This window comes from Micromonospora sp. RL09-050-HVF-A, assembly GCF_019374995.1.
Lineage (GTDB): Bacteria > Actinomycetota > Actinomycetes > Mycobacteriales > Micromonosporaceae > Micromonospora > Micromonospora antibiotica.
The window spans coordinates 5,192,081-5,217,511 of the sequence record NZ_JAGKQP010000002.1; the positions used below are offsets into that span (position 1 = coordinate 5,192,081).

General features: G+C 70.0%; 26 protein-coding genes and 2 pseudogenes. 22 read left to right on the plus strand and 6 right to left on the minus strand.

Annotation, left to right across the window (positions count from 1 at the left end; genetic code table 11):
* Positions 1–4 precede the first annotated feature (4 nt).
* The gene (locus J7462_RS23060) at positions 5–745 is read left to right on the plus strand and encodes an AlpA family transcriptional regulator (protein ID WP_219466455.1); all 741 of its coding nucleotides are present in this window, start codon (positions 5–7) and stop codon (positions 743–745) included.
* On the plus strand, positions 742–1,284 hold the full coding sequence (locus tag J7462_RS23065; RefSeq protein ID WP_219466458.1) for a hypothetical protein: 543 nt from the start codon (positions 742–744) through the stop codon (positions 1,282–1,284). Before J7462_RS23060 ends, J7462_RS23065 begins: the two co-directional genes overlap by 4 nt.
* Before the next feature lie 90 nt (positions 1,285–1,374).
* Here J7462_RS23065 and J7462_RS23070 read toward each other — a convergent pair whose 3' ends face one another.
* The 5 genes and pseudogenes from J7462_RS23070 to J7462_RS23090 all read right to left on the minus strand — a co-directional run bounded on the left by J7462_RS23070 (position 1,375) and on the right by J7462_RS23090 (position 5,828).
* Complete coding sequence (locus J7462_RS23070) at positions 1,375–2,136, minus strand: hypothetical protein (RefSeq protein WP_219466460.1); 762 nt, start codon at positions 2,134–2,136, stop codon at positions 1,375–1,377.
* A 309-nt stretch (positions 2,137–2,445) separates the two neighbouring features.
* Positions 2,446–3,666, minus strand: coding sequence for a tyrosine-type recombinase/integrase (locus J7462_RS23075; protein ID WP_219466463.1), 1,221 nt, complete (start codon positions 3,664–3,666; stop codon positions 2,446–2,448).
* 3 nt (positions 3,667–3,669) lie between these two features.
* Entirely contained in the window at positions 3,670–3,879 is a 210-nt protein-coding gene (locus tag J7462_RS23080; protein ID WP_219466467.1) for an AlpA family transcriptional regulator, read from the minus strand.
* Positions 3,876–5,044, minus strand: a pseudogene (locus tag J7462_RS23085) (TRM11 family methyltransferase). The gene J7462_RS23080 and the pseudogene J7462_RS23085 overlap by 4 nt, the downstream one beginning before the upstream one ends.
* A 64-nt stretch (positions 5,045–5,108) precedes the next feature.
* A complete protein-coding gene (locus J7462_RS23090; protein WP_219466469.1) occupies positions 5,109–5,828 on the minus strand; it encodes a hypothetical protein in 720 nt (239 codons plus the stop codon).
* A 97-nt stretch (positions 5,829–5,925) separates the two neighbouring features.
* Between J7462_RS23090 and J7462_RS23095 the strand changes: the two genes are divergently transcribed.
* From J7462_RS23095 to J7462_RS23190, 20 genes and pseudogenes are all read left to right on the plus strand, one after another.
* Positions 5,926–6,090: a hypothetical protein gene (locus tag J7462_RS23095; protein WP_219470900.1), complete on the plus strand. Its 165-nt coding sequence runs from the start codon at positions 5,926–5,928 to the stop codon at positions 6,088–6,090.
* A 376-nt stretch (positions 6,091–6,466) separates the two neighbouring features.
* Positions 6,467–7,288 (plus strand): hypothetical protein, encoded by an 822-nt coding sequence (locus J7462_RS23100; RefSeq protein ID WP_219466471.1) that lies wholly within the window; start codon positions 6,467–6,469, stop codon positions 7,286–7,288.
* A gap of 279 nt (positions 7,289–7,567) precedes the next feature.
* Entirely contained in the window at positions 7,568–8,011 is a 444-nt protein-coding gene (locus J7462_RS23105) for a pilin (protein WP_219466481.1), read from the plus strand.
* Positions 8,011–10,050 carry a hypothetical protein gene (locus J7462_RS23110; protein ID WP_255597855.1) on the plus strand — a complete coding sequence of 680 codons (2,040 nt, stop codon included), beginning with the start codon at positions 8,011–8,013 and terminating at the stop codon, positions 10,048–10,050. The genes J7462_RS23105 and J7462_RS23110 overlap by 1 nt, the downstream gene beginning before the upstream one ends.
* Entirely contained in the window at positions 10,047–10,973 is a 927-nt protein-coding gene (locus J7462_RS23115) for a PrgI family protein (protein ID WP_219466482.1), read from the plus strand. The genes J7462_RS23110 and J7462_RS23115 overlap by 4 nt, the downstream gene beginning before the upstream one ends.
* Positions 10,970–12,748, plus strand: coding sequence for a VirB4 family type IV secretion system protein (locus tag J7462_RS23120; RefSeq protein WP_219466484.1), 1,779 nt, complete (start codon positions 10,970–10,972; stop codon positions 12,746–12,748). Before J7462_RS23115 ends, J7462_RS23120 begins: the two co-directional genes overlap by 4 nt.
* A gap of 131 nt (positions 12,749–12,879) precedes the next feature.
* Complete coding sequence (locus J7462_RS23125) at positions 12,880–14,130, plus strand: hypothetical protein (RefSeq protein ID WP_219466485.1); 1,251 nt, start codon at positions 12,880–12,882, stop codon at positions 14,128–14,130.
* Between the two features lie 68 nt (positions 14,131–14,198).
* The gene (locus J7462_RS23130; RefSeq protein ID WP_255597856.1) at positions 14,199–15,725 is read left to right on the plus strand and encodes a type IV secretory system conjugative DNA transfer family protein; all 1,527 of its coding nucleotides are present in this window, start codon (positions 14,199–14,201) and stop codon (positions 15,723–15,725) included.
* Positions 15,726–15,733: 8 nt separating this feature from the next.
* The gene (locus J7462_RS23135; RefSeq protein ID WP_219470623.1) at positions 15,734–16,603 is read left to right on the plus strand and encodes a replication-relaxation family protein; all 870 of its coding nucleotides are present in this window, start codon (positions 15,734–15,736) and stop codon (positions 16,601–16,603) included.
* Positions 16,591–17,643 (plus strand): M23 family metallopeptidase, encoded by a 1,053-nt coding sequence (locus J7462_RS23140; protein WP_219466487.1) that lies wholly within the window; start codon positions 16,591–16,593, stop codon positions 17,641–17,643. The genes J7462_RS23135 and J7462_RS23140 overlap by 13 nt, the downstream gene beginning before the upstream one ends.
* Positions 17,644–18,077: 434 nt before the next feature.
* A pseudogene (locus tag J7462_RS33730) lies at positions 18,078–19,189 on the plus strand (MarR family transcriptional regulator).
* Between the two features lie 83 nt (positions 19,190–19,272).
* Positions 19,273–19,917, plus strand: coding sequence for a hypothetical protein (locus tag J7462_RS23150; protein ID WP_219466489.1), 645 nt, complete (start codon positions 19,273–19,275; stop codon positions 19,915–19,917).
* Positions 19,918–19,955: 38 nt separating this feature from the next.
* Complete coding sequence (locus J7462_RS32535) at positions 19,956–20,471, plus strand: hypothetical protein (RefSeq protein ID WP_255597860.1); 516 nt, start codon at positions 19,956–19,958, stop codon at positions 20,469–20,471.
* Positions 20,472–20,641: 170 nt separating this feature from the next.
* Positions 20,642–21,628 (plus strand): DUF932 domain-containing protein, encoded by a 987-nt coding sequence (locus J7462_RS23160; RefSeq protein ID WP_219466491.1) that lies wholly within the window; start codon positions 20,642–20,644, stop codon positions 21,626–21,628.
* A gap of 142 nt (positions 21,629–21,770) precedes the next feature.
* On the plus strand, positions 21,771–22,250 hold the full coding sequence (locus J7462_RS23165; protein WP_308291002.1) for a hypothetical protein: 480 nt from the start codon (positions 21,771–21,773) through the stop codon (positions 22,248–22,250).
* A 93-nt stretch (positions 22,251–22,343) separates the two neighbouring features.
* Positions 22,344–22,802 (plus strand): hypothetical protein, encoded by a 459-nt coding sequence (locus J7462_RS23170; RefSeq protein WP_219466499.1) that lies wholly within the window; start codon positions 22,344–22,346, stop codon positions 22,800–22,802.
* Positions 22,803–22,828: 26 nt separating this feature from the next.
* Positions 22,829–23,248, plus strand: coding sequence for a hypothetical protein (locus J7462_RS23175; protein ID WP_219466501.1), 420 nt, complete (start codon positions 22,829–22,831; stop codon positions 23,246–23,248).
* Positions 23,248–23,913 (plus strand): hypothetical protein, encoded by a 666-nt coding sequence (locus J7462_RS23180; RefSeq protein WP_219466506.1) that lies wholly within the window; start codon positions 23,248–23,250, stop codon positions 23,911–23,913. Before J7462_RS23175 ends, J7462_RS23180 begins: the two co-directional genes overlap by 1 nt.
* Entirely contained in the window at positions 23,910–24,305 is a 396-nt protein-coding gene (locus J7462_RS23185) for a hypothetical protein (protein WP_219466507.1), read from the plus strand. The genes J7462_RS23180 and J7462_RS23185 overlap by 4 nt, the downstream gene beginning before the upstream one ends.
* A gap of 209 nt (positions 24,306–24,514) precedes the next feature.
* Positions 24,515–25,150 (plus strand): hypothetical protein, encoded by a 636-nt coding sequence (locus J7462_RS23190; protein WP_219466510.1) that lies wholly within the window; start codon positions 24,515–24,517, stop codon positions 25,148–25,150.
* Between the two features lie 72 nt (positions 25,151–25,222).
* On the opposite strand, the gene J7462_RS23195 is transcribed toward J7462_RS23190, so the two are convergent.
* Positions 25,223–25,390 (minus strand): hypothetical protein, encoded by a 168-nt coding sequence (locus J7462_RS23195; protein ID WP_219466513.1) that lies wholly within the window; start codon positions 25,388–25,390, stop codon positions 25,223–25,225.
* Positions 25,391–25,431: the final 41 nt, after the last annotated feature.

Below are 25,431 nucleotides of genomic sequence, written 5' to 3' on the forward strand. Positions count from 1 at the left end.
GCCGATGATCCGCATCCCCCTTCGTATCAGCGGTGTGGACCTTGACGACGACGTCACCCTTGAGGTGCTGGGTGAGCATCTCTCTGACTTGGCGTGGTCCGAATTCGACGGTGCTGTTATAGCGACGCTATGTACGGCAGCCAAAGATCCTGTAGCCACAGCTTTAGAGGCCGCTCGACGAATTTGCCACGTTTTCCCGGACGCCAAAGTGCTTGAGGTTGACCCAGAGGTAGTTTCCATTTCGGATGTCGCCTTCCGCCTTGGTGTCTCTCGTGAGGCTGTCAGGCTTTGGGTGGAGGGCCGGCGCGGGCCAGGGAACTTTCCGCTCCCAATGGGCACGGTTGGCGGCGGGAAGTCTAAGATTTGGCAATGGGCGCAGGTTCACCGCTGGGTTCGGCAGCACTACGGAATCGGCGACGAAGAAAGTCACCTGACCCCCGAGCAGGTCGCCGAGTTGAATGGGTGTCTGTTGCGGATCAAGCATCCGATCGACAACGCGTGGGAGACGGTTTCCTCATTCGAGCGGCGGGTTCGGCCGCTAGCCGAAAATCAGGACCACCTGCATGACCTACTGGCGGAAGTTACAGGAAAGATCCTCACCGCTAGTGCTAAACGACACATGGCTTTGGCGCTACACATGGTCGAGGGAACATCGTCCTGGGTTGCGCATTATGGTCACCAGCAATCTCCAGATGGATACATCGAGGTATCTCCGGAAGCTGCCCAGGCTGAGGAACTAGCGTGAGCGATACGGTTGAGGCTGGTAGGGAGGCCAAGGGCGGGGAGCCGGCAGAGGATCGGGATGATGCCCTCAGAGCTTTGGTCGCCCAAGCTGATCTTACTGACATTCGTGTGACGAAGTGGCATGCAGAGCTTCTGTCTGATGCTCCCGCAGAAGTCGGCGAACTTGATCTGAAGGTTGCGAGCGCCTTCAGATTGAGTGATGATGGCTTCGATACCCGGTTCAGTGTAGATGCGCCACTGGTTTCCCGCGGCGGTGGCGAGAGGGTTGCGAGTGTGCAAGTGGTGATCGTCGCGTCGTTCTCGCTTGCGGATCACGAGAAACCCGACAAGAAGCTTCTAGGCGCCTTTATGGATCAAGTGGCTTTCTTCTTGGTGATGCCGTTCATCCGGGAGGGCTTACACTCTCTTTCTATGCGAATCGGCCTTGAGCCCATCACGATCGGCCTCCTGCATCAGGGGAAGGCTACGCCCACGACAGCTTGGACGAGCAGCCGCCAGTTTCATGGTGTGTCGGCGCGGGACGAACCAGCCGGAAGATGACAGCTGCTAGCGGCCATGGGGACATTCAAGCAGTGGCTAATCGGGGCGTGGCCTAGTGCCGCGTCTCGATTAGAAACTGGGGCCAGGCTCCTACCCTCGCCGCTCAACAACCTGCCAGCTCCGGTTAACGTACCCCTTGCTTTCGAATGGCTGCCTGCGGCTGGAAGCGCCTCCGCCGAAGTCTATGCATAAGACGTGAGACGCGACACTCTTGAGTGGGGCTCGATAGAAGTCCGCTGCGAAGCGATTCAGGGTCTTGTCCTTGGAGAAGAGGCTTGCTCGCCCTTCTAGCGCTGTCGAGAGAATCAGCATGTCGTTAATCGTGTTGCGGAAGTTCTCCTTCGGATTGTTGGTCCGCGAGAACTCGTTTAGCAGCGGAAACATGCTCTCAACTATCTTGGGGGTGAGCGCTGCGCATTTCATGCGATTGTGTACCAGGAATGCGAAGCGATTAAGTAACTTCCGCCGGAGTTGCCTGTCGAGATCGCGTATGCAGGTTTCGTAATATTGGATCTCTCCACCGTTGATTGCGGCGGCTAGCCTATTGTGACCGTATTCGAAGATTGTTGGGTAGTCGCTTGCGAAATCGATGAACAGCCGGTCGGTGTACTTCCTTCGGCGGGCGTGCTGCTGCGGACCGGACAAGCCCTTCTCGGCGAGTCTCAGCAGGCTGGGCCCTTGAGACTTCAAGTGAGGGGGACGTGGCATGTAATAACGAGGCGTCTTGAGGTCCTTGGTGTGAACTAGGAGAAACTCCTGCGCCGCAACGGAACTTAAAGTCCTGCCGTCGATCGCGTACCCGGATACACCCTTCCATGCGAAGGATACGATCATGGTGTCGACATGTTCCACAGTAGCTCCTCTCCCAGACTACTTACCATCCTGGACGGTTGAGACGAAAACTCACAGTGGCTGTCAGCTCAGATCGCGGACTCTTCGCAGCGAGGGGTCCGCTAGGCGGTCCTGTCGCTGGCGGTGGCGTTAAGTCGGCCTGGGAAACGGGCCCAAGTGGCCAGCCGCTGGACCGCGTGGCCGCAACTTTCTGGGCCGGTCGGCGGATACCGACCGGCCCAGAAGCCCGTTCCTGACCGGCGAGCACGGAAGCCTATCCGGCGCCGCCGACAGTGATCAGTCGGGCTTGGCGTTGGATGGCGCTTGAAACTACGACCCGCTCGTTCGAGGTGGATTAGGGCCGCGCTCGGAACTGGTCACTGGTCGGCCAGCGCCGAGTTGTTCGAGGATGTCGGAGCTGTCTGGGGCGAGGGCGGGCTTGACGATGTAGTGCCTGTTGGTGACCTGCTCGGTCGCGTGTCCGAGCTGGGCTGCGGCGTGTTTGGCGTCGGCCTCCTTGTCGATCAGGGTGGCGACGGTTTTGCGGAAGGTGTGTGGCGTGACCCATTCGAGGCCAGCGTCGGCGCGGGCTTGACGCCACTGGCGGCGTACGTTTTGCGGAGACAGCCAGGTGCCGCGCCGGGAGGCGAAGATAGCATCGTGGGCGTTGTCGGCGGCGTTGAGCTTTCGGGCCATCAGCATTCCGACTGCGAAGCGAGGAAGGACAACGGTTCGGAAGCCGGCGTCGGATTTCGTCCAGTCCTGCCGGAAGAAGCCCTTGCCCTTGAGGTAGACGATCGTGCCGCAGATGGTCAGTGTCGGGCGTTCGGAGGCAAGGTCGAGGTCTTCCCAGCGCGTCGCCAGGATCTCGCCGATGCGGGCGCCGGTGGCGAGCATGAGGTCGACGATGTTGCCCAGGTCGCCGTTGTGCCGAGGTCCGGGTTTACCGGGGGTGGCCTGCTGCCACCGCTGGATCGCCGCACGGACGCCCTCCAGTTGCTCCGTCTCCAGGGCGACGACCTTGCGGCGCGGGTTGCGTAGTCGGCCGGTGTCGCGGACGGGGTTGGTCGTTAGTGCGCCACGGCGTACGGCCAGGGCGAGCATCTGCGTGAGGACGACCTTCGCGAGCCTGGCGGCTGTCGGGCGGTCTTCGGCGACCTTGCGTAGGAACTTGTCGATGCGGCCGACGGTGGCCTCCCGGATACGTAGGTTGCCCAGGGCGGGCACGATCGAGACGCGCACGCTGACTTCGTACTGGCTGATGGTCTGCGGCGCGAGACGCTCCTCTGCGGTGATCTCGTCGAGCCACAGGCTGGCGAGTTTGCTGATGTGGGTCTCTCGGGTGATCTCATCGTCGTTGGGAGCGGCACGGTCACGAAGTTTGACCTTGAGCGCCCGGATGGCGGCGGGGCCGGTGGTGTCGGTGGCCTCGACGTCGCGGGTGCTGCCGTCGTAGTCGCGGAATCGGGCTCGGGCGCAGTACCGGTTGGGGCCGAGCTTTTCGGTGCGGATGTTGCCCCAGGTGCCGATGGGTAGTGGGGGTCGGGCCATGGCTCAGCGCTCCGGGTCGGTGTGGGCGTCGAGCCAGTGCTCGATTTCGCTGCGTCGGTAGCGCAGGGTGTTGCCGACGCGGATGGCGCGTGGTCCTTTGCCTCGGCTGTGCCAGGCGTAGAGGGTGTTCTTCGGCTTGCCCAGCCAGGTCGCGACGTCATCGATGGTCAGGAGGGGGTCGGGTCGCCACTCGGCTGCCGTCAGGGTGCTCATTGCCGGCCCCGAGTAGTAGGTGGACCGAGTTGTGGGCGTTGCCCGTGGGGGTCGCCGGACCGCCGGTGGGCGGTGGGGTCGGGCCGTACGTCCCCTGGCGTGGGGTGCGGATAGGGCGGGCACGGATCGGATGTCCTTTCACCGTTCCGGTCCGGGTGGGACCGGGGATCGATGGCGCTGCCGCCGGGGTGGCGTTTCCGGGGGGCACCGCCTGTGCACGTCGATCCACGCGGTGCGGGGTGAAGGCATCAAGCCGTCCTGCGTTCGCCGTGGTGGGTGCTGACCGGCGCTCGGTGTTGTGTGGGGCGGAGTTCGTTGGCAGGCGAAGGACCACCACGTCTTCGTGCTGCAGGAGCCATTGCGGGTCGCCGGTGGCGATGGCGTCGCGGGTGTTCTTCTGTTGGAAGAACGAGGCGCGGGGGATGATCATGCCGTCGCGGACGCCGCAGATGAGGGCGATGCACTCTTCGACGAGTTCGAGGCCGGCGTTGATGCCGGCGGCGACGACCATGCCGGGGATGTCGATGAGTTCGCCGTGGCGGCGGTAGGGCCGGGCGGTGACGACGACGTGCCCACCGGGGCGCAGCAGCGTGCGGCAGCCGGCGAGGATCGCGGTGAACCCGTCGGCGAGCTGACCGTGACTGCGGTAGGCGAGGTTGTCGCCGCCGCCGTACTTGTGGTTGATCTTGCGGACCTTGCCGCGTCTCGGGCCGGGGGTGCGGACGTGGCCGTGGGTGGACGACCCGTAGGGCGGTGAGGTGATCACCAGGGAAACCTGGCCGTGCAGGCTGGCCGGCAGCAGGGATGGCAGCGCGGTCGAGTCCCCGTGGTAGATCTCGCCTTGGCCCGGTGCCCCGGCCCGGATCGTGTGGTGGATGTTGTCGGCCGCCTTGGCGACCCATTCGGCTTCGTACTCGACGCCGACGCCGTGGCGGCCGAGGCGCATGGCCTCGATGAGGGTGGTGCCGATCCCGGCCATCGGGTCGAGGACCACGTCGCCGGGGTTGGTGTAGGTGCGGATGGCGTACCGGGGGATCGTCGGGAGCATCTTGCCGGGGTGCGTCAACGACTCCGGGGTGTACCGGCCGCGCCGCAGGTCACGCGACGCGGTTTGCCCGGTGAGCCAGACCGCACCGAGGTGACCGTCAGCGAGCAGGGCCGTCAGGTCGGACCCGTCGGGGTATGGCGGTTCCCCGTCGTGAAGACCGGCGGTGCGCAGCGGCGGACGCTCAGGCACGGGCGTTCTCCTCACTGGTGGCGGTGCTGCCGAACACGACCAAGTCCCGGAACGTCGGGAGGTGCCGGCCGGCGAGCAGGCGCCGTCCGTCGTTGCCTTCGTCGGGGTGTTCCGGGGCGGTGCGTGGCTCGTGCTCGGGCAGCGGGGCGAGGACGGCGGGGATGTGCTGGTGGTAGAAGAGGCCGGCGGCGCGGGCGGCGGCGATGACCGTGGCGCGGTGGCTGAACCCGCGTGGCGGGGGCGGCGCGGTGGTGAGTGCGACGAGCAGGAACCCGCCGGGGCGCAGTAGAGGCCGCCAGGTGTTCATCGCGGTGGTCACGTCGTCCGGTGCGGGGTGCCCGGTGGTCTGCGGCAGCGTCGCCAGGATCAGGGTGACGCCCGATCCGGGCAGGTGAGGCACGCCGCGCCCCGCGCGTCCGGGAGGTAGGAGCCGTATGCGCAGGCCGTGGGGACCGGTGAATAGCCGGGCCGGCGTCCGGTGCAGGTAGGTGGTCGCGGCGAGGGCGGCGGGGTGCGCGTCGAGGTCGAGCACCATGTCACCGGCGTCGGTGTAGCGGCGGATGAGGTAGGCGAGGTGGTTCGGGGACAGTCCGTGCCAGTCCGGCACTGCCGGATCAGGCGTGCGGGAGGAGGTGTGGGTAGGGGGAAGGAGCAACCCAACCGGCGCCGGCTGGGGCCGGTCGCCGGGGGTGGTGGAGCTGGGCTTCGGCATGGGCGTGTGGGCCACGTCCGCCGACGAGCGCTGACACCAAGGGATTACAAATCCGGGCCTCGGATTGGAAACCGCGCTCCGCGCCGAGAGTGGCACAGTGCCCGACGCCGCCCGGTCGAACAAGATCCTCGACGGGTTGAACACGCAGGTCAGGCAGCACCCGAGGCGTCAATGGTCGGCAGCACGCGAGCGGCAGCAGGTTGAACAAGATCCTCGCCTGCTTGAACAAGATCATCCTCTGCTTGAACGCGATCCCGGCTGACCACCTCGGGCCTTGAACAAGATCGCCAGGAGGTGCGGTGTAGCCGGCGGGAGCCCCTCGCGGTCGTCGTACGTGACGCCATGGCTGCGTCGTGGTTGGCGCGTGTTCAAGGTGCTCCGTCTCGACGTGGCTGCGGCTGGTGCTGAGGCCCGTGAACGGCCTGACCACGCGTTGCACACCATGACACGGGGTTTCGCTTAGCCGATGCCGAGGCGCATTGACGGAGGTCGGCGAGAGCGGGGTTGAACACGCGTTGGGCCGCCTTGAACAAGATCAGCAGTGTTCATGATCTGTTCAAAGGCCCTGGTGGCGTGATGGCACAGCGCCGATCGGCACTTCCGCCGGACGGCAACGGTCATCACGAGGGAGCACCACCATGGACCGTTCTACCCCCGCCTCCGGCCCGGCTGTCGGGCGGCGTGGCGAGACGTTGCTCAACGACATCGAGTACCGGTTCCGGCTGATGGGGCAGGGGCCGAGCCCGCTGTCGGTGGACGGCCGCAGCCTCGGTCACGGCCTGCCCCGCCGGGCCATCGCCCTGCCGGAGCTGTCGGCGATCCTGATGCATCCGTCCTGCGGTTACGCCGCCCGGGACGCGGCGTGGCGGCTGCTCGTGCAGCAGGCCCGTACGGGAGACCCGAGGTGGCGTGCCGGTGCGGTCGGCGTCGCGCTGCCGGGTCTGCGGTTCAAGGCGTATCTGCTGGCGAAGCTGTTCACCGGCGACGTGCAGGCCGCTATCGTCGAGCACTTCCTCCGCGCTCTTGCCACGGTCGACGTAACCAGGTCGGGTGTGGTCGGGAACCTGCTGTCGGCGGCGTTCTCCAAGGCCCGCGCTGAGCTGCGCGAGTTGGAGCCCGCCTCGTCCGGGGCTTCGAACCACGCCCCGGGCGCGGTGGTGCCGCCGGCCCCGTACGGCCATCCGGACCTCGTTCTCGCCCGCGTGGTCGCTGCCGGTGTAATCACCGTTCAGGAGGCGGAGCTGATCGGCGCGACGTATCTGGAAGGGGTCAGCCTCACCGACTACGCCGAGCGCACCGGTCAGCCCCGGTGGAACCTGTACAAGCGTCGTACGGCTGCCGTCGCTCGGTTGAAGGCCGCGATCGAGTCCGGCGCGATGTCCGATGGGTACGCCGACGTCATCAACGAGGCCACGGCGACGGTGGTCCTCGACGCGTCCACTGCCCGAAAGCGTCCGTAAGCGGGTTGCCTGAGCTGCTGGTTTCCAATCCGGGGCTCGGATTTGTAATCCCTTAGTGCGGGACTCTTCCGCGCAGGTGACCTGTTCCGACCGGACCCGTTGACGGCGCTGACACCCCGCACGGTTCCTGGCCCACCCGCCGCTTCTGGTGAGGAGGACGGCCGCGCCGGTCGGCACCACAGGTCACCCCGCATCGTCCGGTCCCGCCTTCGCCACCCACTCGCGCACCCACGCCCCGCTGCGGGCTGCGTCGGCGTGCGCACCGGAGGTGCCCAACCCATGAATCACCACCCCTTCCCATGCCCCGAGGCGGTGGACCGCCGCCTCGGGGTGGGCAGGAGCGGACGTCATAGCGTCCGTCGCCTGCTCCGCTATCGTCCTCGGACTGTCCGCGCCGCGCTGCTGCTCCTCAACGCCGCTGCGGTGACGGCAGCGCTCGTTGCTGTGCCGACCGTGGCGTGGGCGGCTGAGCCCGCCTCGGTGGTGCTGGCTGCCGAGTCGATTCAGCAGGTCGCCAACAACATCCGTACCTGGCTTGTCGGCATCCTCGTCGCTGTCGCCACCTTGTTCCTGACCGTCGGTGGCTTGCGGTACCTGGCCGCGAACGGTGATCCCGGTGAGGTCGAGAAGGCCAAGCTCGCGCTGCGGTCGGCCGCGATGGGCTATGCCCTCGCGTTGCTCGCGCCGCTGTTCGTGACCATCGTCGGCGCGTGGGTGGCGTGATGACTGCCCTCGCCACGCGATCCCGCCGCCCGGTCCGACGGGTGTCGTTGCTGCTGCTCGGCGCGGTGATCCTCGCCGGTCTGGCCCTGACCTGGGCCGGGCCGGCGTACGCCGAGCCGAGCCCGGCACCCGGTCCGCCCGCTACCGCTCCCGGCACGCCGCCTACGCCCGGCGTGCCTGACCCTGGCGTCCGCCCGCCGGGAGTGGAACCGTCCCCCTCCGCGCCGGCACCCACGCCCGGCCCGGCCCTGACTCCCGGCCAGCCCTCTGTCAGCGATGATCCGGCCTGGTACGACATCGGCGGTCAGATCCGCAAAGCCGTGGTCGACCTGGTGGTGTGGGCCGCTGAGCAGGCTCTCCAGCCGGTGATGGAAGCCCTCGGCGCGTCGTGGCTGTCCACCCCCGACCTCACCAACAACGAGCACGTCAAGGCGATCTGGACGACCAGCCTGATCGTCGGCAACGGCATCACCGTGCTGTTCATCGTCGCCGGAGGGTTCCTGGTCACCGCCCGGGAGACCCTGCAAACGCAGTACGGGCTCAAGCAGGTGCTACCCCGCATCGCGGTCGGCGTGGTCCTGGCCAATTGCAGCCTGATCATCGGGCAGAAGGCCATCGAACTGACCAACGCGCTGACCGTGGCCATCGCCGGCAACACGATCGACGGCCCTACCGCCGCGACCGCGATCCGGCAGGTCGTGGACGACGCCCTGCGAGGCGGCGGGTTCCTGATGGCGTTGCTGTCCATCGCGGTGATCGTGATGTGCCTCGTCCTGGAGTTCACATTCGTCCTACGCCTGGCGGCGCTGGTCATCCTGCTCGGTGTCGCCCCGGCGGCGTTGATCTGCCACGCCAGTCCGCTCACCGAGGGCGTGGCCCACCTGTGGTGGCGCTGCACGCTGGCCTGTCTCGGCCTGCAACTCGGCCAGGCCACCGTCGTCATGGCCAGCGTCAAGGTGTTCCTCACCCCCGCCGGACCGACCGTGCTGGGCGTGCCCGCGACCGGACAAGGGCTCCTCGGCGTCGTGGTCTGCCTGACGATGCTGTGGCTGCTGATCAAGCTCCCGGGTTGGATGCGACAGTTCGTCCTCGGCCCACTCGGCCAGAGCAACGGTCGAGGGCTGCTCGGTCAACTCGTCCACGCCTTCATCATGATCAAAACCTTGGGTGCGGCGGCCGGCATCCTCGGCGGCGCGAGCCCGTCCCGGACCGGCGGACGGACGGCCCCTCGTCCACCCGGCCCCCGTCCGTCACCGGGTGGCCCCCGTCCGCCCCGTCCACCGCGCCCGCCCCGTCCGGGGCCGACTCCCGTCCCGCCGCCTCCGCCGGGACCAGTGGCCTTCAGCCACGCCCCCGTCACCCACACGCCGCTGCCCGCGCCGTCCGGGACGAACACCGCCCCCACCTTCAGCCACCCGCCGGCCCCGTCCACACCGACGCCAACGCCGTCCGGCGGTGTCCCGCCCGTGAAGTTCTCCCACCCGGCCACGCCCCACCCGAGTCCGCCGTCCCCGGCCACCCCACCGGCCCGAGTCACCTTCAGCGCCGCCACGACCCCGGCACCGACACCAGCACCCAGCGGTGCGGCACCGGCGGTGAGGTTCTCGGCCGCAGCAGCGCCGCAGAGCGCGCCGCGCCGGCCCCCTGCCCCGGTCACGCCGGTGTTCTCCGCAGCCCAGACCACACCACCGGCGGTCGGCGGGCCACGACGAACCTCGACCCCCGGGACACGGCCCACGGCGGCGCGACGCGCCACCCCGAGCGGGCGACCTGCTGCCAACCCGGGCTCCCCGTCCGCCGTCCGGCGGGCAGCCACGCCCAGCACGCCCCAGTCCCGTCCACCGACCCCGCCTGTCCCGCCGTCCCCGGACGGTCAGCGGTCGGCAGCCCCACCACGCCCGTCCCCATCCCCGTCGGGCGGTGTGACGTCGGCGGGTCCGTCCGCCGTCCGTCCCGGGCCGTCCCCGTCCCCACTGCCGTCCCGGTCGTCCGGTCCGGTGCGGCGCTCGCCGTCGACACCGAGGGGTGATCAGCGATGAGCCGCCACAGCGACGAGGCCCCGATGCGGGCTCGGGTTCCCGCAGACATCGAGCGGCCGGACAGGCTCGCGTTCAACCTCTCCGGACGGCAGTTGCTGATCCTGGCCGTCACGGGCCTGCTGCTCTACGCGGCGTGGACGGCGGTGGCCACCGTGGTGCATCCGCTGGTGTTCCTCGCGGGGGCGATGCCGCCCGCCGCTGGGGCGTTCCTGCTCGCGGTCGGCCGCCGGGACGGGATCAGCCTCGACGCCTGGGTCCTCGCGGCGCTGCGGCACCGCCGCAGTCCGCGCCGCCTCGTCCCGGCCGACGGACCGGTCATCCCTGCTCCGGGGTGGATGCAGACCACCGCTGGGCCGGGTGATCGGCTACCGCTGCCCGCACCGCTGCGGCTGCCCGCGAAGGGCATCACCGGCGACGGCCTGATCGACCTCGGGTCGGACGGCACCACCGGCCTGGTCGCCGCCTCGACGGTGGCCTTCGGCCTGCGGACACCGGGGGAGCAGAACGGCCTGGTGGCCGGGTTCGCCCGGTGGCTACACAGCCTCGACGGCCCGGCGCAGATCGTGGTGCGGGCACAGCGGGTCGACCTGACCTACCTCGCCGACCGGTTCCTCGCCGCCGCCCCCGGGCTGCCGCACCCCGCGTTGGAAGAGGCAGCCCACGCGCACGCCGCGTTCCTCGATGACCTGGCCGGACAGCGGGAGCTGCTGCACCGGCAGGTCACCGTGGCCGTGCGTAGCCGACGCGGCGCGCACCACACCGGGCACCACACGGCCGAGGCGGTGCGTGCCCTCGCCGGCTGCGAGGTCCCCGCCCGGGTCCTCGACGGGCCGGAGGCCACGGTGCGGCTCGCGGCCAGCCTCCACCCCACCGGCGCAGCTCTCACGCCCTACGCCATACCTGACGGAAGTGATGAACGGTGAGCCTGTTCTCCAATCTGCTGCCGCACCGGCGGCCCGCCCTGCCCGAGCCGGCCACGGTCCTGCCCGGCTCTCCGGACGCCGTCGAGGTTGATGGCCGATACGTGCGGGTCGGTGACGGCTACAGCGCCACCCTGGCCGTTGTCGGCTACCCGGCTGAGGTTGGGCCGGGGTGGGCGGAGCCGATCCTGTCCTATCCGGGCCTGGTCGACGCCGCCTTCCACATCGAGCCGGTCCCGTCGGCGGTGGCCTCCGAGCGGCTACGTAAGCAGCGCGGCCGGTTCGAGTCCTCCCGCCGGCAGGACGCGGCCAAGGGCCGCCTTGACGATCCCGACCTTGACGCCGCCGCGGCCGACGCCGCCGAGCTGGCCACGCGGGTGGCCCGAGGCGAGGCCCGGCTGTTCCGCCTCGGCCTCTATCTAACCGTCCACGGCGCCAGCCCCGACGACCTCGCGCAGCGGGTGGCCGAAGTACGGTCCCTGGCCTCCTCGCTACTACTCAACACCGCGCCGGTCACTTGGCGGCAGTTGCAGGGCTGGATCAGCGGCCTCCCCCTCGCGTTCGACGCGCTCGGGATGAAGCGGGCCTTCGACACCGACGCCCTCGCCGCGAGCTTTCCGTTCACCAGCCCCGACCTGCCCGACACCGCAGGGGACAGCGGCATGGGCGTGCTTTTCGGGCTCAACCTGCACTCGGCCGGGGTGGTCGTGTGGGACCGGTGGGCGCAGTCCAACTACAACGCGGTCATCCTTGCCCGCTCCGGGGAGGGCAAGTCGTACCTGGCCAAGCTCGACCTGCTGCGCAACCTATGCCTCGGGGTGGAGGCGTTCGTCATCGACCCCGAAGACGAGTACCTGCGGCTGGCCGACGCGGTCGGCGGCACGGTCATCCGGCTCGGCGCGGCTGGTGTGAAGATCAACCCTCTCGATCTGCCGCCCGGCGATGATGCCCTGAATGATCGGGCGCGGTTCCTGCACACGCTCGTGACGGTGATGGCCAGCGGCGATACCGCTGTCAGTGCGCCGCTGCCCGGCGATGAGGCCCGCTCCCTCGACGTGGCGGTGCTGGCCGCGTATCGGGCGAAGGGCATCACCACCGACCCGCGTACCTGGCGACGACCCGCGCCGCTGCTCGGTGATGTGACGGCGGCCCTGGAGGACACCGACGACGCCGGGCGTCGCGTCGCCGCCCGCCTGCACCCCTACGTCGCCGGGAGCATGAAGGGCCTGTTCGACGGCCCCACCACCACCGCCGCCCGAGGGCACCTCGTGGTCTTCGCCATCAAGGACCTTCCCGAGCAGCTTCATCCGGTCGGGACGCTGCTCACCCTGGACACGATCTGGCGCACCGTACGCGGAGCCACAGCCTCCGGCCAGCGGCCCGATGCGCTGCGGATGGTGCTGGTGGACGAGGCGTGGAAACTGCTGTCCGGCGGGCGCGGCGGCGTGTTCCTGGAAACCCTGGCCAAGTCCGCCCGCAAGTACGGCGCGGGTCTGACCGTCGTCACCCAGGACGCCGCCGACGTGCTCGCCACCAAGACCGGCCGCGCGGTGGTCAGCAACGCGGCCACGCAGGTCTTGTTGCGCCAGGCGCCTCAGGCGATCGATGCCGTGGCGGATGCGTTCGGACTGACCGACGGCGAGCGGGCGTTCCTGCTGTCCTGCCAGCGCGGAGACGCTCTCCTCGCGGCGGGATCAGCCCGGGTGGCCTTCCACAGTCACGCCTCGGCGACCGAGCACAAGTTGATCATCACTGGTCCAACGGTCCGCCGCCGCTGACCCACCCACCCTATTACCGCCGATCGGAGTTCCCGATGCCTGCCCTCTTCCGGCTGTCCCCATCCCCGCCACCTCCTCCTGCGGACCCAGCCGGGTGTGCGCCCGGCCAGGGCGGTGTGCCCGGCTCGATCGTGGGCGAACTGCTGTGCGGCTCCTGGGGTGCCGACGCTACGAACGCGGTGTGGCCACTCGTCCGCGACCGGTGGCCGTTGCTCCTCGCCGCCCTGGCGGCGCTCGTTGCCGTGCGGGCGGGGTGCACGCGGTGGCGGCGGCGCGTCTGGCGGCGGCACGCCGCCGCAGCGCGGTGGCTGCAGATCACCCCGCCCGTGACCGCCACTCCGGCCGCAACGATCGGGCTGTGGAGGCTGTTGGCCACCGCGCTGCCCGCGCCGCGCCGGTGGGCGCTGCGCCCGGCCCGGCTCGTCTGGGAGGTCGCCGCCGACCCCGACGGGATGCGTTGCGGGCTGTGGCTGCCACCGGGGGTCAACCCGACCGCCGTGGTGCGGCTGCTGCAACGCGGCTGGCCCGGCGTCCGCGCCGAACAAGCCCAACCCCCTAGGGTGCCTACCACCGGGGCCGTCGCCGCTCTCGCGGTCTGGCCGACGCAGCCGGAATGGCTACCCCTGGTCGAAGACGCCACGCCTACCCACCGCCGAGGCGTGGACGCGAGCGCCCCGGAGGAGGACCGGCTCCGGGGGGTCTACGGAGGGTTGGCCTCGGCCGGACGTACGGGCGGCGCGATCCTGCAAGTCCACCTCGGCCGGGCACCCGCCCACCGGATGCGCACGCTTCGCCGCGCGATGACGAATCCGCTGCGCGCCCGCCGTCCCCGAGGGGCCGCCCGCGCTGCCGGACTGCTCGCCGACGGGCTACGCGCGCTGATCCTCGGCGTTCTGGACATTCTCACTCCCGGCCCGTCGAACCCGAGGCGGCACACCCGCGCGACCGACCCGTACACCGCCGAGCTGGCCCGGCAGGCGCGGGCGAAGTACGCCGACGCCCCCCACCTGCTCGTCGCCGTACACACCGTCGCCGCCGGCCCGACCAAGCCCGCCGCCCGCGCTGCCGCTGCTGACGTCAGCTCCGGGTTCGGGCTGCTGTCGGCCCACTTCACCCGCCGCCGGCTCCGATCCGGCGCACTGGCGGCGGCCGACCGGTGGGTGCCCGAGGCGCGGATGAGCCTGGTGTCCGTGGCGGAAGCCGCCGCCCTGGCCGGGTTGCCGGCCGAACCGGCCGCCTACGGCCTACCCGGCGCGGCGTCACGCCGCCGGGCCGCCACCCGCGACATCTTCCGGGCCACTGAGCGGGATACCACTCGCCGTCGATTAGAGCAGGCCACTTCCGAAGCCGACGCCCCGCCAACCGCCTGGAGCACCCCATGAACAAGACCAACTCCAAGGCCGTGACCCCTCCCTCCAGCCCGGAAGGCTCCAGGCTGAACCTGGTGCCGATGAAGGAGCGCCAGGGCCTGGGCGGCAAGGTCATCGGTGTCGCCAACGCCGGCCCGCCAATGCGGGTCGGGATCTCTCTGGCCGACTGCCGGTTCCACATCCACGCGCTCGGACCGACCGGCACGGGTAAGACGACGCTGCTGATGCGGATGATCCTCGACGACGTCGAGGCCGGACGTGGTGTCGCCGCGTTCGACCCGGCCAAGGGCGACCTCATCCGAGACCTCCTCGCCCGGCTGCCCAGGTCGTGCGGTGACCGGCTCGTCTTGATCGACCCGGACGAACAGGCAGCGCCACCGGCGATCAACCTGCTCGACCGGCGCGTGCACGGGGGCAGCGCGCACGACGTGGCCGCGAACCTCACGGCGGTGATGGCGAAGGTGTGGTCACGGTGGTGGGGGCACCGCACCGCCGACATCTGCTACCACGGCCTACTCACCCTTGCTCACATCGAAGGTGCCACCCTCGCCCAACTACCGCGGCTGCTGTCGGACTCCAAGTGGAGGACCACGCGGGTCAACACGGCCACCAGCAAGCTGAACGCGTGGGAGGGCAACACCCTGGGCGAGTTCTGGGAAGGGTTCAACGAGCTGTCGGCCGCGCAGCGCTCCGGCCTCGTGGCCCCGCTGCTGTCCCGGCTGCGGCTGGTGCTGTCGCACCCGATGGCAGCGTCGTTGTTCGGGGTGCCGGCCACCACGTTCTCCTTTGCCGACATCCTCGACGGCGGCATCATGCTCGCCCGGCTACCCAAGGGCGTCATCGGCGAGGACGGCACCCGCCTCGTCGGCTCCCTACTCCTCGCCGGGCTGTGGCAGGCCACCACCGCCCGTGCCCGCATCCCCGAAGACGACCGCCCCGACGCGATGATCGTCCTGGACGAGTGCCACAACTTTCTGCACCTGCCCATCGGTATCGATGACGCCCTCGCCGAGGCCCGCGGCCTGCACACCTCGTTCGTCCTCGCTCACCAGTACCTCGGCCAACTGTCCGGGGACATGGTGGAGGCGATCGACGCCAACGCCCGCAACAAGGTGTACTTCGCCTTGGCGCCCCGCGATGCCACCGATCAGGCCCGGCACTTGCGCCCGTACCTCGATGACGGGGACCTGATCCGCCTCGGTGGCTACGAAGTCGTCCTTCGCCCGGTCGCCGGTGGCCGGGTCGTCCCACCGGTCACTGCCGATACCGAGCCGCCACCACCGGCCGTCCCGGGGCGTGCCGGCGAGCTGCGTCATGCGGCTCGGGACCACACCGGCCTGCCGGTGAAGCACCGGCAGCGACTGCTCAGCGAAGCCGCCACCGCCTCGGGCACCGCTGAGTCTTCCAAGCCGGTTGACGCTGCGGTTACTGACCCGGTGGGTCGCAACACCTTCGCTGTTCAGGGCGAGGGTTCTAACGAGAGGTCTAACGAGCGATCCAACGAGGAACGCAACGACCACGAACAGCCGGGTGAACACGCCCCCTTGAACACGTCGTACGCGCACGTGGACGGCGGTGAGGAGGACTCGTGGACCGGAACCGACTGATAAGAGATATCCCTCCTACCCGCACATCTGCCACCGGCAGCTCCCGCCTCACGGCCTCCGTCGTAGCCGCCGAACTCGGACGACTCACCCCCCGAGACCGACTCCTGCTCGACCTGCTCGACCAGCATCGAACCTTCACCACCGACCAGCTCGTCGACCTCGCCTTCGGTTCCGTCGGTCGTGCCCGCAACCGCCTCAACACCCTGCACGATCGAGACATCCTCGACCGGTTCCGCCACTACCAGCGGCCCGGCTCGCAAGCGTGGAGGTGGACCCTCGGCCCGGTCGGCGCGGCCCTGATCGCGGCCGGACGAGGTGAGGCGTTGCCCCGCCCGGCCGTTGTACGCGACGCCACCGCCCGACTCGCCATGTCCCCGACATTGGCGCACCTGCTCACGGTGAACGGGTTCTTCGTCGCGCTCACGGCTCACGCCCGCACGCACCCCGGCGCGCGGCTGGTGCGGTGGTGGAACGAGGCACGCTGCCGGGAGGCGTGCGGCAACCTGGTCCGCCCGGACGGACACGGCGTATGGTCCGACAACGGGCGTGCGGTGCCGTTCTGGGTCGAGGCTGACCTCGGCACCGAGACCCTTTCGCGGGTGGTGGGCAAGCTGACCGGCTACGCCGCGCTACCGCCCCGCCGCGCGTACCCGGTGCTGTTCTGGCTACCTACCACCGCCCGTGAGACCAACCTCCATGCCTACCTCCGGCGGGCCGGGGTGCCGGACGGGGTGACCGTGGCAACCACCGCCGCCGACCACGCCGCCGAGCCCGGCCCGGCGGGGCCGGTCTGGCGCATCGTGGGTCACCACGACCGGGTGAGCATGGCCGACCTACCCGCACCGCGCGGGGACGGTGGTGCGCCGTGGGACGGGTAGCCGTTTGGGGTGCGGCCGGGGTCGCCGGGTTGCTGCTGCTACTCACGGCCGCTACCGCCGGGGTCGTCTCATCGGTGTTCGGCGGGGGCGGTGGTGGGGGTAGCTGCGTCGGGGCGGTCACGGTGCCGGGCGCGAACCCGGCGAGGCTGTCGGCGGAGCAGGCCCCTAATGCCGGGGTGGTCGTGACCGTGGGTGAGCGGTTGCGGGTACCGGTGCGCGGGTGGGTGATCGCGGTTGCCACCGCCCTGCAGGAATCCTCGTTGATCAACCACGGTGACCTCGGCCCGAACAACGATCATGACTCGTTGGGGCTGTTCCAACAGCGACCGTCGCAAGGATGGGGCACCCCGGAACAGATCATGAACCCCGAGTACGCCGCCGGAACGTTCTACGAGGCGTTGCTAAGGGTGCCCGGGTGGGAACGGCTACCGCTCACCGAGGCCGCACAGAAGGTGCAACGGTCGGCGTACCCGGACGCCTACGCCAAACACGAGACGCGAGCAACCGAGATCGTGTCGGCGTACACCGGCGGAACGCTGCCCGTGTGCGATGGTGCGCCGATCAGTGCCTCCGGGTGGACTCGCCCCGTGGCGGGCACGGCCGGTTCCGGGTTCCGCACCGGCGACCGGCCCGGCCATGACGGGGTCGACATCATGGCCGCGAAAGGCACCGTCATCCGTGCCGCGTCCGGCGGCGTGGTGGTGCGCGTGCGGTGCAACGTCGGGGGTGACTCGTGGGAACCTACCGGCGGCCCGATGCCGTGCGACCGTGACGGCTACCCCGGCCTCGGCGGGTGCGGCTGGTATATGGAGATCCGCCACGCGGGAGACGTCGTTTCGCGGTACTGCCACATGGTGCGACAGCCAATGATGCGGACAGGGCAGACCGTGATAGCAGGGCAGCCAATCGGCCACATCGGAAGCTCCGGAAACTCCTCCGGCCCACATTTGCACTACGAGATCCACGAAGGCTATCCCGCCACCGAGAACAATGCCGTTGACCCCGTTCCTTTCATGCACCACAAGGGCGTGGCCCTGTAGATTCGTGAAGTGATTTTCCGCACAATGCAAGAAGGCCCGCGCGGGTTGCGGTGAGCGCGCCGCGCGTCCGGTCTGCCGGGCGCGCGGCGTAGTCGTTTCCACCCGGAAACCGCGACCCCGCAAGACGGCGTGAGCGGCCCCCGTCCCGCCCACCCTATGCAGCACCGGGGAGCCGCGCCGAACGTGCCGCAGCGTCGGGGATGGGGCCGTCAAATGGCGTTTCGGGCGGCGGTAGCGGTTCCCGAATCGAGAACGGAAGCGGCGCGGGGATAGTCCCCGTAAAGAGTCTTGCGCAACGGGGTTGACAATCATCGCGTGCAGAGGGTCCATGGACGTGGGCAACAAAAACCGCCCCGGCGAAACCGCAAACAATGCGCACCACGCGCACGCGGAATCGCTATTGCCGACCCCTATTGCACGGAGGTTTTTTCACCATGTCCACCAACGCCAACACCGCCCCGAGCACCACCGCCGCTACCGTCGCCCGGACCCTCGTCAACCACCCCGAGGGCATCACCGTTCGTGACCTGGCCGCCGAGGCCGGGGTGGGACAGTCGACCGCCTCCAAGGCCCTCACCGCGATGGAGGCCGACGGCACCGCCACCCGCACCCCCGGCCCGACCAACGGCAACCGCAAGAGCGCCGACATCTGGCACCCCGCCACCACCGACGAGCCGACCCCCGGCAGCGACACCACCAACACGACGCCGGACGCCACCGACGAGGCGACCCCGGCCGACGACGCCACCCCGGACGGCACCGGCGAGGCGATCCCCGCCGACGACGCGAACGGGGGCGGCGGGCGGACGAGTCCGCGCTCCCGGAGGCCCCCGTGTCCGGTGCGCCGGTGTCGGGGGTACCGGTCGCCCCGCGTCAGCCTGACCTCAAGGTGTTGATCATGGCCGGTGTGTTGGGTGGGCACCCGGACGGCATCACCGCCGACAACGCGATCAACGAGAGCGGCCTGTCGGTGGCGATGGGTGACACGATCCTCGCCGCGATGGAGGTTGCCGGTGCCGCGCGTCGCCTCCCCGTTGACGACGACGGTAACGAGTTGTGGGTCATCGGGGACGGCGACCTCGCCACGGTGGACCCGGCCGACGCCCCGACGCACTCCACGTGCCCGACGTGCGGGCACACCCGCAAGATCCGCCGCCCCTCGGCCCGGCGCACCACCGGCACCGGCCGCACGACCGGCGAGACCAACAGCGACGGGTCGGCAAAGCTGGGCAAGAACGAGTTGCGCAACCGGGTCGAGGCGTTCATGCGCGACCTCGGCCCCGGCCACGACGTGACCCCCGGCACCGCCGCCCGGGAGATCGGCGGACGCAGCCCCGGCGCGGTCCGCAACGCCATGTCCAAGCTCGCCCATGCCGGGGTGCTGATCCTGACCCGCGAGGCACCGGAAACGTACGCCCTCGCCGACGACGCGCCCGCCCCGACCGCTGAAGTCCGCGCGTTCATGGCCCCGCCGCAGACCGACACCACCGCCGACGACGACGAGGCCGGCACCGACGAGGCCGCCGCCGCGCCGGTAGCGGCCTGACCTACCGCCCCGCCGGGGCCGGGCACCACGCCCGGCCCCAGCACCCACACGCCCACCCACAAGCGCGACGAAAGGAACAGACTATGACCACCCCCCACGACCACCCCCACCACGCCGCCCACGGCCCAACGCACGCGCCGGGGTCGCTGCGCTGCCCCGAATGCGGCGAACCCGCCCGGACCACGCCGCCGCGCGACTGGCCCCTCGACGGGTTCGCCTCGCGCCCGGCCACCTCCCACCACGACGGCACCCCGCTATGCCCGGTGCCCGGCCCGAACGGCTCGCAACCGGCGGACCCGATCGGCGCACCGGCACGCCTGACCATGTGGCAGGCCGTGCGGCAATCGTGGCTTATCCATCCTGATTGGACCGTCGCCGATCACCTCGCGTGGCTCGATGGCGAGGGCTACGACACCGCCACCCTGACCGGCGACCCGGATGAGGTGATCGGCCGGTGGCTGGCCGAACACCGCCGTACCGCCCCGGTGGCCTCACCCGCCGATGATCCTCGCGTCTATGTAGTCACCGGGGGTGACCTGGTGGCCGTGTTCGACTCGGCAGACGAGGCCGACATCATGGCCGTGACGATGACTGCCGCGAACCTCGAACCGGTGAGCCGGTGCCTGACCGAGGCGCAATGGGAACGGGCGCACGCCGTTCTGCGGTCACAGCTACCGCACGTCACCGTGACCGATGCCCGGCCGACCCGCGCGGCCGGTGCCTCGTGACTGGCCCGGCCGCCGACCGGCCCGAGATCCCGCCCTTGTTGGCCGCGCGTCCTCACGACGCGCGGCGCGGTCTGCCCATCCCGCCGGTCAACATCCACCCGGACTCCACGGGCGGCGGTTTGCACGTGGACTTCACCACGATCAACACCACCGTCTCGACCCGCCTCGCGGTCGAACGAAGGTGCTCGCTGTGCGGTGAGCCGATGGGCTATTGGGTGGCGTTCCTCGGCGGACCCCGCGCGGCCGAGCTGATGCGCTACGCCGACCCGCCGGGGCACCCCGAGTGCATGACCGCCGCCCTGTCGCTGTGCCCCCACATCGCGCTCGGTCGGCACCGCCGCGCCCGTGCCGACCGGCCCGGGGCGGGCATCATTCCGCCGGGGTCGCACGGCGACAAACCCGACCGGTACCTGTTGGGCATCACCCGCGCGTATCGGACCCGGTTCATTCCCGAACACGGGTTCACCGTGTACCTACCGGCCCCGTTCAAAACCGTGCACACCTACTTGTACGGCCCGGACGGTCGGCTACGCCCGGCCACCGACACCCGGTAGGCCACGCCGCGCGGTGGGCGTCAGATTCGCCGCAGAAACCTTCATCGACTCGAACCGATCGTCTTGATCGGTGGGTGAAGGCAGGAAACATTGTTAGTGACGGCGCGGCCGGGGTGGCAACCCCCGGCCCCGCCGCCCGCCCGAAATTACAAGCTGGAAGGGGTGCCACCGTGGCACACGAACTCGAAACTCTCGCCAACGGCCAGACGGCCTTCGCCTCCGCACGGCTGACCGCCTGGCACCAGCTCGGGACCGTTACCGACTCGTGCATGACCGCGCAGGAGGTCATGAGTAAGGCGTGGCTCGGCGGCTGGGAGGTCCGCAAGATCGCCCTTCAGGGCATCGAGGTCACCGAGCGTGGGGTGACGAAGGTCGACTGCCCCGACAAGTACATGACCGTGCGCACCAACCCGGCCACGGGTGAGACCGAGTACCTCGGGGTGGTCGGCGAGGACTACTCGGTGGTGCAGAACGAGCAGGTCGCCGAGACCCTCAACCTCCTGGTTGACGCCTCCGGCGCGCACTTCGAGACCGCCGGCTCGATGCGTAAGGGCCGGTCGGTGTTCGTGACCATGAAGCTGCCGACGGCGATGCGTATTGCCGGGGTGGACGACATGGACCTGTACCTCGCGGCCACCACCTCCCACGACGGCACCGCCTCGTTGCGCCTCGACGCGACCCCGGTGCGGATCGTGTGCGCGAACACCCAGGCCCTCGCCTACCAGCGGTCGCGCAGCTCGTACACGTTCCGGCACACCTCGAACGTGACCAGCAAGATCGCCGAGGCGCGGCAGGCCCTCGGGCTGATGTGGACGGCGTTCGACGCGTTCGAGACCGAAGCCGAGAAGATGATCAACGAGTCGTTGACCATGGGCGAGTTCGAGAAGATCGTCGCGCAGGTGTGGCCCCTCGCCGACGACGCCTCCGACACGGCGAAGAACAACGCGAAGCAGCGTACGAACACGTTGCGGTACCTGATCCGGGACGCGGACACGCAGAAGGCGATCAAGGGCACTCGGTGGGCCGGATACCAGGCCATCACCGAGTACGTGGACCACTTCGCCCCCGCCAAGACCGACCTCGCCCGCGCCTCGCGGGCGCTGACCGGTGCTGGTGCGGACCTGAAGGCCCGCGCGTTCGAGTTGCTGGCGGTCTGAGATGCGCTGGCCATGGTTCCGACGCCGGAAGAGGAACAAGCCCGGCCCTGTCACCGGGGCGCACAGCGCCACCGGCACGGCGAAAGTCCGTACCGAGCCGGTCGTCGCGCCACCGCCCGCCTCGGTGCCCACCGACTCGGCCGTGATCGCGCTGGCTAACGAGGTGTGCGCCCAGTTCGCGCGGGCGGAGGTCGCTCGCGCGCTGGCCGGACACTCCACCAGCCACGACGAACACGCCACCCTGATCGAACGTGCCGCCCGATTCGACGCACTCGTTGACGAGCGTTGGCGGGAACTGGTCAAGGCGATCCGCGCGGGGTTGCCCGGCGCGGCGCAGGTCGAGCGGTTCATGCCGGTCCGGCCGCTGACCAACGGCCACGTCGAGCTGCACGTTCACGACACCTCGGCCCGCCGCCTCGTTGTGCTGCTCACCGGCGCGCAGGCCCTCGCCGTGGGCGCGCACCTGACCGCCAACGGGGCGATCGTGCTCGACCGCATCGGTCAGAAGCTCGACCCCGGCCTGCCGTACGTGAAGGCCGCACCCCCGTTCGCCCCTACTGGGTCCACCGGTCGGGAGGCCACCCCGGACGGGGCCGCCGGCCCGCCGGTCGCCCGTTCCTGACCGTCGCCCGGTGTGCCGCGCGGCCACCGGTCCGACCCGGGACCGCGCGGCACACCGGGCGACGCCCCCTCTGACTCACCAGGGAGTATCCGCATGAACCCAGAACGACTGTTCGACCTCGCTGCCGAGTTCGCCCAGGCCATCGGCAACGCCGAACGATTCCACGCCCGCGCGGCCTCCTGCGCAGGAGACGACCACACGGCGCACACGAAGAAGGCGTCGGACTGGCAGGCAATCGCCGCTCGCCGACGCGAGCACCTGCGCGCCGCGCTGCGGGAGGCACTGCGCGGGACGATGACCGCCGTACCGGACGCCGAGCTTCCCGTGGCCACCTGGCAGCGAGGCCGCGTCGAGGTCCGCGCCACCACCCTCGACGGCACCCGCGCCGTCCGCGTGCGGTACACCCCGGCCCAGGCCCTCGCCGCCGGAGCCGCCCTCATCGCCTGCGCTGCCATCACCGACGAGCAGACCGGCGGCACCCTCAGCGGCATCCTCCCCGCCTTCCCACCCCACCCGGCCACCGGCGGCGAACTCGACCACTCCACCAGCTAGCCCTCACCCCTTTGAACGGAGTTGTGATGTACCGATCCATGGAGTACGGCGACACCGCGCGGGTGATCACGCCGACCGACCCGGTCGAGTACCGCCTCGGCACCGTTATCGATGTCCGCTATTCCACCCCGCACACCACCTACGCCCGCAGCTGCACCCTCCGGTTTCCCAACGGCGACGAGCGCACCTATCCGGCGGCGAAGGTCAGGCGAGCCACCCGGGCCGACGATCGCGCCGCCCTGGAGGCTGCGCTCACCACGGCGGCCGAGGCGGTACGCGACGCCTGCCGCATCGCCCACGACTACGACGCCGACCTCAGCGTTGGAACCGCGAGCCTGCTGCGGCGGCTGGTCGACCTCGCGACTCTGCGTCTCGGCCTGATCCTCGGCCCCGCCAAGCCCACCCGGCCGCCGCTCACCCGCCACCAGGACGGAGGCGACCAGTAATGCCATCGAACTCCCCGCACCCCGAGGAATCCGCCCGACTCCCCGAGGCGGCAGCGCTCGACGTGAGCACGGCGCCGGTCCCGGAGTCGCTCTACTGCCGCCGCTGCCGCCGAGCGCTCAACATCCGCTTCAACAACCTGGGCATGATCGTGGAGTACCTGCACGCGGCCGAGCAGCGCGGCCAGCGCAGCGACCACCGGCCCGAGCCCGTACCCATCACGGAGGTCCTCGATCCGATCATCGAGTGCGACTTCTGTACCGCGCCCGACGCTGCCTGGATCTACCGGTGCGCCAACCAGATCACCGACGCCCGCCGAGTCACCGCGCAGGTCATCGCCGTAGGCGACTACCAGTCTCAGCACCACGCGGCACGGGTACGCCGCACCGACACCGAGCACGCCTTCACCCAGGCGTGGGGCGAAGGCTGGTCGGCGTGCGACGGGTGCGCCGACTTCATCGAGGCCCGGGACCTGTATGGGCTGATCGGCCGGGTGGTCGAGGCCCTGCCCGCGAAGCTCACCCGAGGCAAGCACCTCATGCGGACCCGGGGCCAGCTTTATGAGCGGTACTCCGACGTGTTCGACACCCTCGCCCCCGGCCGAGGCCGGATCGCGCCGGGTCACCCCCTCGGCATCTGGACTCACCCGACGGGGGAGGCACCATGACGGACACCACGGGGCGGCACGGATGGCCTGCCCTCACCCACGCGAAGGCCCGCCGCCGGATGGGGCCGGTGTGTGGCGCTGCCGACGTGCCGTTGAGTCAGGTCACCGAGGACCCGCACCTCGTGACCTGTCCCGACTGCGAAGGGCTGGCCGAGATCGACGCGCTCCCGGACGACGCGACAGCAGGTGACCCCCGCGTCATCGAGCTGCTCCGCGAGGCGAAGCGCGGCGCGTGCCGCAAGATCGACGGGGTGCTGGTGGACGCGACCAGCGCCGCCGCGATCCTGACCGTGTACGACGCGCTCAAACCCGCCACCCGCGCGAAACTGGCCGCGCTGCGCATCGACCGTATGGCGCAGGTGGCCTGGAAGGTGCTGCGCCCACCGAAGTAACCGGGGTGGGTCGGTGGCCGGCGGGCACACCCGAGGGTGCGTGCAACCCCGACCGGCCACCTCGCCCACTCCGGGCCGCCCGCAGATACAAGACCGCTTCTACCCGAGTCAGGGCGTGCCGCCGATCCTACGGCGAGCCGTACCCGCTCGATGCCACCGCACCGGCAGCGACCCGGCACCGGAGGGAGGATGGGGGCGTGGCACGACGCATGATCGACGGACGGCCCGCCCTCGACCGGGCCGGAGTCGCCGCGCATACCGGCGCGGCGTACTCCACGGTCAACCACTGGCACCGCCACCGCGCCCGGTTCAACTTCCCCGAAGGCTTCTTGCACGACGGCCGCGAGTGGTTCTGGCTCGACGACATCGAGGCATTCCACATCGCGCACCGGGCCGCGAAACGCGCCGAGCTGACGAAGGTCGACCGCCGTGGTGACTCCGAAGACCTCATCGGCTCGGGTACGGCGGCGCGAGTCCTCGGCTACGGCTCGTACCGCAACCTGCCCGACACCCTGTACAACCACCCCGACCGCGTCGAGACGCTGTCGGACGGGCGGGTGCGCCGACTGTGGTTCCGGCGGACCGTGTGGGCCGTGGCCGACGCCCGTACGGGTCGACAGTCCACCGGCCGCACCCCCGGCACCACCGGTGCCCGCAAACCGCATCCGTACGCGGACGACCCTCGGCTATCCGCTGCCATCGTGCTCCTGGCCGAGGCGGACAGCACGGGACGCGACCGGCGCGGTCTCGGTGTCGCGCTGGCTCAGCAGCTCGGCATCACCGAGCGCACGGCGCAGCGACTTCTTGCCGCCGCGTGCGCGCCACGCTATACCTCTTCCGGGTAGACGGCCTGAGTACGACAGGTGCCGCCGAAGTCGGGTCAGCCCGGCCTCGGCGGCACCTGTCGTGCGAGCGATTCAGTCTTCGTCGTCGTCCTCAGCGGCGGGCCGAGGCGTCGGAACCTCGATCAGGTAGCGCAGCGCGCCGTTGATGTCAGTGTCTCGGCTGTCGGCGGTGCGCTTCAGCACGTCGTACACGTCGTCAGCGACCTCGATCGTACGGAGGCCGGGCGTTGCGTCGGTCATCGGTGATCCCTTCTGGCAGGGTTCGGCGTGGTGCCCGTTCG

What these genes read in the sequence shown, in the direction of transcription:
- J7462_RS23090 (WP_219466469.1), bottom strand. Translation starts at nt 5,828, where the DNA reads ATGCCGAAGCCCAGCTCCACCACCCCCGGCGACCGGCCCCAGCCGGCG.
- J7462_RS23170 (WP_219466499.1), top strand. Translation starts at nt 22,344, where the DNA reads ATGAACCCAGAACGACTGTTCGACCTCGCTGCCGAGTTCGCCCAGGCC.
- J7462_RS23180 (WP_219466506.1), top strand. Translation starts at nt 23,248, where the DNA reads ATGCCATCGAACTCCCCGCACCCCGAGGAATCCGCCCGACTCCCCGAG.
- J7462_RS23190 (WP_219466510.1), top strand. Translation starts at nt 24,515, where the DNA reads ATGATCGACGGACGGCCCGCCCTCGACCGGGCCGGAGTCGCCGCGCAT.
- J7462_RS23150 (WP_219466489.1), top strand. Translation starts at nt 19,273, where the DNA reads ATGACCACCCCCCACGACCACCCCCACCACGCCGCCCACGGCCCAACG.
- J7462_RS23185 (WP_219466507.1), top strand. Translation starts at nt 23,910, where the DNA reads ATGACGGACACCACGGGGCGGCACGGATGGCCTGCCCTCACCCACGCG.
- J7462_RS23175 (WP_219466501.1), top strand. Translation starts at nt 22,829, where the DNA reads ATGTACCGATCCATGGAGTACGGCGACACCGCGCGGGTGATCACGCCG.
- J7462_RS23110 (WP_255597855.1), top strand. Translation starts at nt 8,011, where the DNA reads ATGACTGCCCTCGCCACGCGATCCCGCCGCCCGGTCCGACGGGTGTCG.
- J7462_RS23075 (WP_219466463.1), bottom strand. Translation starts at nt 3,666, where the DNA reads ATGGCCCGACCCCCACTACCCATCGGCACCTGGGGCAACATCCGCACC.
- J7462_RS23130 (WP_255597856.1), top strand. Translation starts at nt 14,199, where the DNA reads ATGAAGGAGCGCCAGGGCCTGGGCGGCAAGGTCATCGGTGTCGCCAAC.
- J7462_RS23195 (WP_219466513.1), bottom strand. Translation starts at nt 25,390, where the DNA reads ATGACCGACGCAACGCCCGGCCTCCGTACGATCGAGGTCGCTGACGAC.
- J7462_RS23105 (WP_219466481.1), top strand. Translation starts at nt 7,568, where the DNA reads ATGAATCACCACCCCTTCCCATGCCCCGAGGCGGTGGACCGCCGCCTC.
- J7462_RS23080 (WP_219466467.1), bottom strand. Translation starts at nt 3,879, where the DNA reads ATGAGCACCCTGACGGCAGCCGAGTGGCGACCCGACCCCCTCCTGACC.
- J7462_RS23100 (WP_219466471.1), top strand. Translation starts at nt 6,467, where the DNA reads ATGGACCGTTCTACCCCCGCCTCCGGCCCGGCTGTCGGGCGGCGTGGC.
- J7462_RS23115 (WP_219466482.1), top strand. Translation starts at nt 10,047, where the DNA reads ATGAGCCGCCACAGCGACGAGGCCCCGATGCGGGCTCGGGTTCCCGCA.
- J7462_RS23060 (WP_219466455.1), top strand. Translation starts at nt 5, where the DNA reads ATGATCCGCATCCCCCTTCGTATCAGCGGTGTGGACCTTGACGACGAC.